At 55.0% G+C, this 9,802-nt stretch carries 10 protein-coding genes; 2 read left to right on the forward strand and 8 right to left on the reverse strand.

The annotated features are described in order from the left end of the window. Positions 1–159: 159 nt before the first annotated feature. On the forward strand, positions 160–600 hold the full coding sequence (locus ACJU26_RS05640; protein ID WP_414041544.1) for a hypothetical protein: 441 nt from the start codon (positions 160–162) through the stop codon (positions 598–600). 629 nt (positions 601–1,229) lie between these two features. Here the strand turns inward: ACJU26_RS05640 and ACJU26_RS05645 are convergent. The 8 genes from ACJU26_RS05645 to ACJU26_RS05680 form a co-directional block, all read right to left on the reverse strand. Beyond that, on the reverse strand, positions 1,230–1,733 hold the full coding sequence (locus ACJU26_RS05645; RefSeq protein ID WP_414041545.1) for a restriction endonuclease: 504 nt from the start codon (positions 1,731–1,733) through the stop codon (positions 1,230–1,232). Between the two features lie 20 nt (positions 1,734–1,753). Beyond that, positions 1,754–2,074 carry a hypothetical protein gene (locus tag ACJU26_RS05650; RefSeq protein WP_414041546.1) on the reverse strand — a complete coding sequence of 107 codons (321 nt, stop codon included), beginning with the start codon at positions 2,072–2,074 and terminating at the stop codon, positions 1,754–1,756. 149 nt (positions 2,075–2,223) lie between these two features. Then, positions 2,224–2,547: a DUF1064 domain-containing protein gene (locus tag ACJU26_RS05655; protein ID WP_414041547.1), complete on the reverse strand. Its 324-nt coding sequence runs from the start codon at positions 2,545–2,547 to the stop codon at positions 2,224–2,226. Then, the gene (locus ACJU26_RS05660; protein WP_414041548.1) at positions 2,535–3,140 is read right to left on the reverse strand and encodes a DotD/TraH family lipoprotein; all 606 of its coding nucleotides are present in this window, start codon (positions 3,138–3,140) and stop codon (positions 2,535–2,537) included. The genes ACJU26_RS05655 and ACJU26_RS05660 overlap by 13 nt, the downstream gene beginning before the upstream one ends. After that, complete coding sequence (locus ACJU26_RS05665; protein WP_414041549.1) at positions 3,128–4,357, reverse strand: primase-helicase zinc-binding domain-containing protein; 1,230 nt, start codon at positions 4,355–4,357, stop codon at positions 3,128–3,130. The genes ACJU26_RS05660 and ACJU26_RS05665 overlap by 13 nt, the downstream gene beginning before the upstream one ends. Then, positions 4,358–4,990, reverse strand: coding sequence for a hypothetical protein (locus ACJU26_RS05670; RefSeq protein WP_414041550.1), 633 nt, complete (start codon positions 4,988–4,990; stop codon positions 4,358–4,360). A gap of 19 nt (positions 4,991–5,009) precedes the next feature. Continuing rightward, positions 5,010–5,471, reverse strand: a complete 462-nt coding sequence (locus ACJU26_RS05675) for a hypothetical protein (protein WP_414041551.1) — start codon at positions 5,469–5,471, stop codon at positions 5,010–5,012. Next, the gene (locus ACJU26_RS05680) at positions 5,468–6,145 is read right to left on the reverse strand and encodes a hypothetical protein (RefSeq protein ID WP_414041552.1); all 678 of its coding nucleotides are present in this window, start codon (positions 6,143–6,145) and stop codon (positions 5,468–5,470) included. Before ACJU26_RS05680 ends, ACJU26_RS05675 begins: the two co-directional genes overlap by 4 nt. Positions 6,146–6,595: 450 nt before the next feature. On the opposite strand from ACJU26_RS05680, the gene ACJU26_RS05685 reads away from it, so the two are divergent. Further along, positions 6,596–7,273, forward strand: a complete 678-nt coding sequence (locus tag ACJU26_RS05685) for a hypothetical protein (RefSeq protein WP_414041553.1) — start codon at positions 6,596–6,598, stop codon at positions 7,271–7,273. The last annotated feature ends 2,529 nt before the right edge of the window (positions 7,274–9,802 follow it).

The following is a 9,802-nucleotide window of genomic DNA, read 5'->3' on the forward strand; positions in this document are numbered from 1 at the left end:
TTCATTGATAATGAAATCTCTCTTCTATGTATATTTTCTTGGGGGGGATAACCAAGTCGGAAGTGGAATGGGGACTGCTTCGATGGTTTTATTGGCTATACTTATAAGCGTGTGTGTGGGGGAACCATACTTGCAAGTCTGTCAATTGCAAGGAAGCCTATGCGCATCACAGCAGTTAGCAAGCTCCTAAAACCATACCAACAGAGAGGTTTCACTATGCTAAAAGATGTCCACGGCAACCTACACGACTCTCTTTCCACAAACTCGATTCCTTCCAAGACAGGCCCGCCCCAACAGGTATTCGCTGAATTTTCAGGACGCCACGGGGATTTCCGTATTCAGTTATCTGGAGATGTTTTTACCCACTTTTGTGAGAAGCTGGGTAGTTCCTACAAGGTGGCGCAATGGTTAGGCGCTAGGCTTACCGAAGTGGATACGCTCAGCGTAGAGGCTGTCCGCGGTTATCTCAACGTGATGGTGCGTAATCAATTCCCTGATGTCGCCAAAGACTTGCTGGGAATCCAAGTGCTACCGATGCGTATAGTGTCGGGCGATAGCGCCACGACACATCAGAGACCAACTGATGCACAGGGTGACTGAAACGGAATCCGAGTGATTAGCTGAAAACACAGTCGGTTTCACCAAAGACCGTTTGCGCGTTAATAGAGAGGATTCTCTTGTTGGCCATAATACATAAGACAGATTCTTGTCGAAACAGACCAGATGAGGCTCCAGGGCATCCTGCACCCCAAATGCCAGACCGAGACTGACAATCCCAGTGCTGCCGATGATGTGCAAGATGATTTGAATCGACATTAGACACACGGCAAAACCGCGTGATCCAAATAAAGCGCCGCATAACCATACTGCTGTCGGAAAAAGTCACCCCCTTCCTGCCAAGCGCTTTGTACCAGAAAAGCCCGCATGACTTTTCGCGCCTTATAGCTCAAATCCTCACGGCTCGCCAGTTTCACAAAAGTGTCTTTCTGCGCAAACTGTTCAATCGTACACAGATCAATCTCCGCTTCCCCCCTTGTCACGCAAATCACGCAACCCCAACATCAACGCATCCATCAATTGCTGACCACGATCCTCGAAAAACATTGCCTCCTTTACAAACATCTGCGCATTACTGCTCGCGCAACCTAGTCAATCCAGCCTGTGCCTATGTACTATGGCATTAAATCATGCATACATTTTCTCCTGTTGATAGGGTAATGCCGAATTTTTTATTCCGTCAAAAAATCCACCAGTTCCCGGCCAGACAATAAAATCACGTTGCCATATCGATGCCTTATCCCTTGCGGGGTGCGTCCGGTATGCACGAAATAGCCCTCATACAACCCAAACTTTGCCAGATCACGCGCAAACAAACGCACATGCGCTGACTGGATGGCACCGCGATACCGCTTGCACTGGATGCCGATCCAGTGGTTATCCCGGTACACTTTTCCGTCCAGGCCGCCATCGCCGGAATACCGGGTGTTGCGCTCGACGATCCAGCCTCTTTTTTGAAAAGCATCGAGCACCAGTTCCTCAAAAACCAATGGGTCCAGTTTGCGCAAATAGGCAATGCGTCGCGCAAAGGTTTCCTGCGCATCCTGTCCCACGATTTCAGTGATCGTCATGGCGCGCCGACCCGCCGCATCCTGCCGTCGGCGATGCCCACGCTTCTTGCGGGATTGCACCCGCGAAAACCATGCGCGACCACGCGCCATGATTCCGTTCAACATTTTTCGTGATCCCGTTATTTTCAGAGCAAGTGCCAATGCGTTTTCCCCTTGATCATGTCGATCACACCGTGATGATCCGTAACATGCGGAACATGCACATAAACGGAACAGGCCCGCACATCCGGTTTCCCGGTAGGCTCGCATTTTTCTACATGCGTGTTTATCAACAGGTGATAAAGAATGGTGCGATGATGTTTCGGCCAGTGAAAATGCCGATGGTCCAAATGACTCAGGTAGGCCAGCTTGACCGCTCTTGCCGGTGGTTCGGAATGCGTGGCGCAACCGGCCAGCCCCAAGGCGACGATGACGAACAATATTCCACGATTTCCCCAACGAGACATGATTTTCTCCTTTTTCACGATGCCTAAACCCTTGGTGCCGCAGTCCTGCAGACGGCATGTCCTGCGGACGGCATGTCCTGCGGACGGCTTTGTTGCTGTTGATGCAGACACACCCAACGCGACTTTGCCCCTGACATGGCGAATCGGCATCACGCTTCTTCCACGGTGATCGGGTACAACGCTTCCACCATTTTCTTCTTGGTCAGATAGAGTTTCGTCCTGAGGCCTTTCGTGTCCACAAACCGGACATCGCCGGACTGCTCGAAAATCACGAAGTCCACCACATAGCGCACCCCGCCGGGCAAGTGAAAAGGCACCTGCCGAAGAAAAAACAGCACTTCTCCGGCTTTTTGCCGCAACAAAAGTTCCGCGTAATAGTTCGCTTCTTTTTTGCTGGAAAACCGGATACCGTCCAATTCTGTCGGTTTGGCGTGAAACTTGTGCCGAACCGACGCAGGCATTACCGCAGCCATTTTGCAGGAATCCCTTTCAAACTGTATCTTGTTGTTTTCTTTTCCACTTTTTGTGTGGTACTTTTTGCACCTTTTGCGCATTGTTTTTGTGACGCATGAAACGCCTGAATCTCCGCTTTTGTCGGAGACTGTAAAACCAGTGTCCGGTCATGCGCCTGTATCCGGAGCAGGGCGGTCGGCATGATCTGCCGGTTGATGACATTCACCATGTGACGTACATCACTATTTTGCTGATCAATGTACACCACAGGCATCGAAAAAGGTTGCGGTTTGGCAAATTCCAGATTCCACCCCATGGCAGCAGCCAGATTCATGGCCACTACGTTCACCGGCCCCTCCCAATGGAAATGGAAACGGTCGTTCATGGCTTTTTGCTGCGAAGGTGCAACGGCCACAATCGGGGGGTGAGACTGGACGAACAGCACTTCGGACACCCGTTGCTGCGCCCGCGCCGCCATTTGTGAGGACCGCAACAGGACGGAAGGAATGGGACCGGCCGCAGGCTCCGGTGTCACTGTTTGTGGAGCGCAGCCTGCCAGCAAAACGGGCAAGAACACGGCTCCGACAGCGGAAATCTTTTTCAGGGTACACATGGTGAAATGCTCCTTTGCGATGAAGGTTTTTGAATCATGGCCAGCAGATAATCGTTGAAATCATTGCAAGACGATGGTGGTGCTAGAATCCGGGTGTCCGGGTGCAGCTTCTGGAAAAGTGCTGCGGCATCTTTCCCTGCCGGATCATTGTCCTGGAGCAGCCATACCGGCTTGTCGGTCGGGGCAAACCAGTTCTTGATCTGCGAAGTGCCCAGACAGGCATGGGCCTCGACGGATTCCGTAAGGGTGCCTTGCAGACTTTGCAGGCGCAGCCAGGACAGGACAGTCTCGATGCCCTCACCAATCAGGCGTACCCGGCTTTTTTCGGAACCGTACAGATGCACACTGCTCCCGATCATGCCTTTGTCCATGATGCCAAAGGATTTTTTGGCCTGTTCAATGGGCGCCTTGCTCTGTTTGGCAGGTAATGGGCCATGCAGCAATGCCGGATTCAGCCAGATGCGCTGCATTCCGACGAAATGCCGATCGGCAAAGGCGTTGGGTCCGTCACAAGGCCGGGTGATCCAAGCGATCAATGCGGGTCCAGACCACTGTTGTTGCGTATCCGTCAGGCGGGCATGAAAATGCAGATGGGGCGGCATTCGGAATGTTGCACCCATGCCGCGTGAAATCCAGTAGTTGCGTACAATCTGTAACGCGGTGCCATCCAGTTGCGACAGGGGGATGGATTCCCGAAAAACCCGCATCAGATAGTCATACCGGCGTTGCGGTTCTTCCGCCAGATTCTGCCAATGAATGACTTGCGGCACACCCGGTGCTACCGGCATGGAAACCGCTTGCGGAAGTTCGGAAGGCGCCATATGGACATGGCCGGATGACGATGTTCCGATACCGGCTTTCGGCGCGAAATCCACCAGGGCGACCCGGGCCACTTCATCCAGGGCGCGCTCGAAACTCCAGCCATAGACATGCTCCAGCAAGGCCCAACCGGAACCGGCCAGCACATTGCCGGTGCCCTGGGAACACAAAAAGGAACCCGTACCGTCCTTGTTGTCGAAGCGAAAGCGGTCTTTTCCACCGCAGCCGGGACAAGGACAATTTTTCCCTTTGAGGGCTGAATCCGGTATGCCCAGACGGGTCAGTACCCACGGCCAGCGATCGCCGCCGCGCAGGAATTCCTTGACACGACCATACAGGGGTTCGTCTCGAATGCCGGTAAACGCATGATCGATGCCGTGCATGTCCACCATGACCATTTATTGACTATCCCCCGTCGATGGTGGCGTTTCTGTCTGATCCTGTAAGATGTCGATCAGCCGTTCCATGATCTGTTTGTTTTCGGCGATGATGGCTTTGGTCTGCTCGCGCAGGGTGTTTTCCGCCGAAGCCGTGATTTCCTGGGCGTATTTTTCGTGCAGTTCACTGAGATAATCGGCAAAATCATCCAGATTTTTCCTGGCCGTCCGATCCAGATTGACCACGGCGCGATTGGCGCGCGTGGAAATCCGCTCCCGATATTCCGCCGTAATTTCCTGCAGCGCGCTGGTGGACGCCTCGACCACATCGGCAATCCAGAGTTTTCGCGCTTCTTCCGTCCAGGGCTTTTGCGCATCCAGTACCATCGCTTCTGCTTTGTGCAGCCACTCCCGCGTCTCGGCCCACATGCGGGAAGGTTCACTGTTCGCCCAGACCATGAGGGCTTGCTGCAACAGTTGCGCGGCATCCAGGGTTCCCCGCTGGAATTCCTGCAAGCGTTGCAACTCCAGATGCAGGTATTCCTGTGACCTCTGGATGTTTTGCAGGGATTGCTCCAGAGCGCCCAACCGTTCGTGCAGGGACACGAAGGGATCAGGTGTCGGCGTCTTGGTTGATGCTGCCGTTTTTTCCATTTTTTTTAACACTCCTTTTTCAGCTTCCGGGAGAAAATCCGGGAGATGCGGGGCGTATCAGTTGATGGATTTCCGCCGATGGCCGTACCTCTTGCTGCATGAACTGCGGGTCGGTGGAAATCTGGATTTTCCGCCCCTCCTGAAAGCCGTCGAGCAAACGCCGGGTAAAATCCTCCGCCAGCGTCCGGGACTTGAACGGCAACAGATCCTGCACCACCTGCGTACCCAAAGGGTGTCGGGTCACGAAGGAAACCATCCAGAGAGAGGCGTTATGATCGCTGGATACGGGCTTGCCTTCGGCATCCACGGGATGAATGTTGAAGATGAGAGATCGCGCATCCTTGATCGCATTGAGTTTCGTCAACGTGTTGACCAGATTCTTAAACTGCCCGTCCAATGGCACATCCTGCCGGACCAGCGGGGAAATGGTCTCACCCCGGTCATTGATAATGGTCAGGGAAATATGGATCTGCTCGTTCATTTCAGCCCCCAGGGATCAGAAGCAGCGGCTTTGACAGGACGGGCCTGCACCGGGACCGGATCATGCCGGTTCGCATCATCCAACAACTTTTTTGCCAGTTGATCGAGCTGCGGGTTGTGGGCAACAGCCGGAACAGCGCCGCCAAACATCCTTTGGTGATCGGACAGTCTCAGGCCATCTTCGAAAAGCGGATCGAGCTTTTCCCGGACTTTCTGGATGATCGTTTCCGGATGGCCAACGGGATGCCCAGACGCGAATTGCAAAAGCAGTGCTTCCATGCCCTTGTTCGGACGTTGCCCCGCCATGCCCATCTGCTGTTTCTGAACGATGCGATTTTGATATTGCATCAATGCGGCGATATTGAGGATCGCATTGCTCGCATTGGCCGATGGTCCCATGCCTGTACCGTGGGGATCGCCCCATCCCACACGATATTGCAGGAAATTGACCAGATCTTTCGCCGATTCGATCATTTCAGGGGTCAGTTGCACCCCGTTGTATTCCTGTGCGCGGACCTTACCGCTCAGAACATCCCGTGCATAATGATGATCACCTTCCGTGACATCTGCATGACGTTCCCATAATCCTGTTCTGCGGGGATCGCTCGCCTTGACCGCATCCCAGGCCAGATCCGCTACCGCCTGGGATTGCTGAATCAGTTCCATCACTTCCATAACCCACCTCCATATTCTCAATGCTCAACCCCTTGGTGCCGCAGTCCTGCGGACGGCAGGTCTTGCAGACGGCATGTCCTACGGACGGTAAGTCTTGCGGACGGCATGTCTTGGCAGACAGCATTCCGTAGAACGCATCCGTAGCAGGACCCGTCTTTTCCCTTGGTGCCGCAATGGTGACTGGCGGGATTGTGCTGTTCAGCATCCGTCTTTCCCTCGGTGACCACAGAGCCAAACCTTGGGGTGCCAAGGGAGGGGTCATTATTATCGGGGTGCGTCATATCAGATATGTAGATGCCCATATCCTGCATGGCCTGAAAGGTTTTCCACCTGAAAGGTTTTCCACCTGAAAGGTCCGCCGCATTCAGGGGCTGAAATCTTGCGGCACCAAGGGAGTGACCGCATTTTTACCGGGGTATGTCATGACGAATATTCACGAAGGGGAACAACATGGAAATGACCGAACTGGAGCAACAGATACTGAACGACGAGGTGATCAGCTTTCTGGACCGGGATCAATCCGATCTGGAAACCCTGTGGAACCAGCCGGGGATAGCGGAAAGCTGTCCGCCGGGCGTATTCCCGGATACCTGGATGGATTATTTGACGGACTTGCGGGAAGCGACAATGGCCTCCGACGACCCGGAGGAACTGAGGGAAACAATAGAAATAGTACAGGAACAGCGCCCGGAACCCGGAGGGGACAAGGACTGGCGGGATCGCCAGTGGGATCGGAACTGGCACCTGATGAACATGATCTCCGCGTACAACAATCGGGACGAGATATTGATGATGGAAGTGGAGGAGGACGAGACGGGTCAGACGTCCCCGGCACTCACGGAACATCGGAAAAGCCTGAAGCACATGAAATACCATCAGCACCTGCGGAGCCTGCTGGACGAACCCCGGAACATGGACCGGAACCGGCAGATGTGGCGACTGGAATCCCTGCTGGTGGAATACGGTCATCAGGACGATTGGGAGACGGAACTCCGGACACTGGAAACACTGGAATTCCAGGAACAGGGGTTGTCGATGGACGAGACGGAAGACGAGGAGAACCCGGAAATGATCTGGGACGAGGTGAATCTGGTGTACAGAATAGTACGACGACAGAACAACGACTGACCGACGGCCATTCTGAAGAAACCGAAGATCCTGAAGATCCCGATGAAAAAAACGCGACGGAAAATCATCCGTCGCTACCCAGGGACCCGCTGGCGGAAATCGCGTTATCCGATTTTTTCCGGCTGGATTTTTCGGCATCGGTCAATCTTCGTCGTGGCCAGGATCAAAGTGATCAACGCGGCCAGAAACAAAAGGCCAGAGATAATCTGCAAGCCATTCGGATACTCAAAACCTGTATCGCGGAAAATCGCGCACCAACCCCGGAAGAACAGGAGAAAATTGCGCTGTTTTATGGCTTCGGCGGCTTGCCGAACGCTTTTCGCCGTCCCAATGGCGAAATCACGAAAGGATGGTCCGATGTCGTCCTGGAACTGGAAGCCCTGACCACCGATGAAGAACTGAAGTCCCTGCGCGCCCGCACCGTGGATGCGCAATACACGTCCGACGCCGTGGTTTCCGCCATCTGGAAGACCGTGCGACATGTCCTGCCGGAAACGCTGACAAAACCCGATGCCGATACGCAACCCTTGCAGGTACTGGAACCATCTGTGGGAAGCGGCGTGTTTTTGAGTCTGGCTCCCCGGGACGTGCCGATGGAATTTCTGGGCGTCGAGATGGACCCCATCACGGCTGCCGTGGCCAAGGCGTTGCATCCCCAGGAAAAAATCATCCATGCGCCTTTCCAGAAAGCGCAATTCACGAAAACCGTGGACGTGGTGGTGGGAAACCCACCTTTTGGTCACACCAAACTGCTGGACATGGATCGCCCGGATCTGACCCGGGTGGCGCCCAATACGCACGGTTATTTCTTTGCCAAGAGTCTGGACCGGCTGCGTCCGGGTGGTATCGCCATCATGGTCGTGTCGCGCTATCTATTGGATGCGGACCGGCCAGAGCATCGCGCTTTTCGTGTCTGGCTGCACAATCAGGCGGAACTGGTCAGTGCCGTGCGCCTGCCGCATACGGCTTTTTCCAGAACCTCGTTCACGGATGTGGTCGTCGATGTGGTGGTCCTGCGCAAGCGGACACAACCCTTGAATGTCACCTATGATCCGCCGACCCGAACGATGGTGGATGAATGGACCAAGGCCCGCAAGCAGGAAATCAAGGAACAACAGGGACGCAATGCCCGGGAAGAAGAACTCATTTATCCGTTGCCGGATCATCTGCCCGCATGGATTTTAGGCAAGGACATCATCGGGAGAGGCCCGGATGAGCGCGGGAATGCTGGAGCACTGCCGATATTGGGCAATCCCTGGTATCGGGAGCATCCCGATCACATCCTGGGCGAAGCGTCCATCGGCTGGGGCAAGGGCCTGTATCGGTCAGGTGCGCCCATCGTCCTGCCCCTGCCGGAATTCGTCGACCTGGGCGCGTCCCTCGCTAAAGTGCTGCAAGCCGATGTGCGTCCCGGCATTCTGGAAAATCTGGACCGGACGCCCCCCGCAGAGGAAAAACGTCCCTATCCTGTCCTGTCCGCAGAAGAAATGGGATACCGGGTAACGCCCTACAGCCTGTTCGTGGTGCCTCAACAGGTCCGCAAGGCCGCGCTGGAAGTCTGGCGGCACAACAGTGCCAAAACACCCTATCCAGGCGAACAAATTCCCGCCCCGGTCAGCTCGCCGCTGTTCGCCACTGAAAATCAACCGCTGATCGGGATGCGTTTCCCCGACACGGTCCATTATCTGGACCGGACCATCGAAACCCGATGGGAACTCGTGACCTTTCCCCCCAGCCGCGCCGCCGGCAACATTCAACGGCTGGCCGGCATGATCGGTCTGCGGGACACGCTCCTGGAGCTTTCGGACCTGCAGCGTACCGAAGAACGCCGTCAGACCCCGGAAATGGATGCCCTGCGCCGGAAACTGCGGCAGGACTATGACCGTTTCGTAAAGCGTTATCACGCGCTGCGCCGTCAGGTCAATGCCTCGCTCATGCGCGACGATCCGGCATGGGCATTGCTGTCCGGACTGGAAATCGAATACACGCCGGAAGTGACACCAGGAATATCCCGGAAATATGGCATTCCGCGCAGCCCGGAGAAAGTGGTCCGGTCAGAGATTTTCGCCCGTCGCACCCAATATCCCATCCAACAGGTGGAACACGTCGAAAGCGCCGTGGATGCCATGATGGTATCCCTCTCGGAATCCGGGCAGGTGAATCCCGCCCGTCTGCAATCCCTGACCGGGAAATCCCTGGAAACCATTCACCGGGAACTGAAAATCGGCCGGGAAGACGCGCTGGCCTTCATAGCACCCGACGGTCATTGGGAAGAACGCAGCCAATGGCTGTCCGGTAATATCGACCAGAAAATCCAGATGCTGCGTGACGCCCAGGAACAATCCGATACACCCGGCGCATGGGAATCGGAGATACGGATTCTGGAAGCGCACCGTCCTCCCCGGATCGACATTCTGGAACGCACCATCCACATCGGCGCGTTCTGGTTGCCCGAAAACGTGGTGGCCGATTTCGTCACCCATCTGGGCGGCATCCAATCCCAGGTTCGGAAAAACACCATCACCGGAG

Source organism: Acidithiobacillus sp. M4-SHS-6 (assembly GCF_047421495.1).
In the GTDB taxonomy this organism is placed as follows: domain Bacteria; phylum Pseudomonadota; class Gammaproteobacteria; order Acidithiobacillales; family Acidithiobacillaceae; genus Acidithiobacillus.

Bases quoted from the DNA above. Each gene is read 5' to 3' on its own strand.
- ACJU26_RS05640 (WP_414041544.1), top strand. From the start codon at position 160: ATGCGCATCACAGCAGTTAGCAAGCTCCTAAAACCATACCAACAGAGA.
- ACJU26_RS05645 (WP_414041545.1), bottom strand. From the start codon at position 1,733: ATGTTGAACGGAATCATGGCGCGTGGTCGCGCATGGTTTTCGCGGGTG.
- ACJU26_RS05650 (WP_414041546.1), bottom strand. From the start codon at position 2,074: ATGTCTCGTTGGGGAAATCGTGGAATATTGTTCGTCATCGTCGCCTTG.
- ACJU26_RS05655 (WP_414041547.1), bottom strand. From the start codon at position 2,547: ATGGCTGCGGTAATGCCTGCGTCGGTTCGGCACAAGTTTCACGCCAAA.
- ACJU26_RS05660 (WP_414041548.1), bottom strand. From the start codon at position 3,140: ATGTGTACCCTGAAAAAGATTTCCGCTGTCGGAGCCGTGTTCTTGCCC.
- ACJU26_RS05665 (WP_414041549.1), bottom strand. From the start codon at position 4,357: ATGGTCATGGTGGACATGCACGGCATCGATCATGCGTTTACCGGCATT.
- ACJU26_RS05670 (WP_414041550.1), bottom strand. From the start codon at position 4,990: ATGGAAAAAACGGCAGCATCAACCAAGACGCCGACACCTGATCCCTTC.
- ACJU26_RS05675 (WP_414041551.1), bottom strand. From the start codon at position 5,471: ATGAACGAGCAGATCCATATTTCCCTGACCATTATCAATGACCGGGGT.
- ACJU26_RS05680 (WP_414041552.1), bottom strand. From the start codon at position 6,145: ATGGAAGTGATGGAACTGATTCAGCAATCCCAGGCGGTAGCGGATCTG.
- ACJU26_RS05685 (WP_414041553.1), top strand. From the start codon at position 6,596: ATGGAAATGACCGAACTGGAGCAACAGATACTGAACGACGAGGTGATC.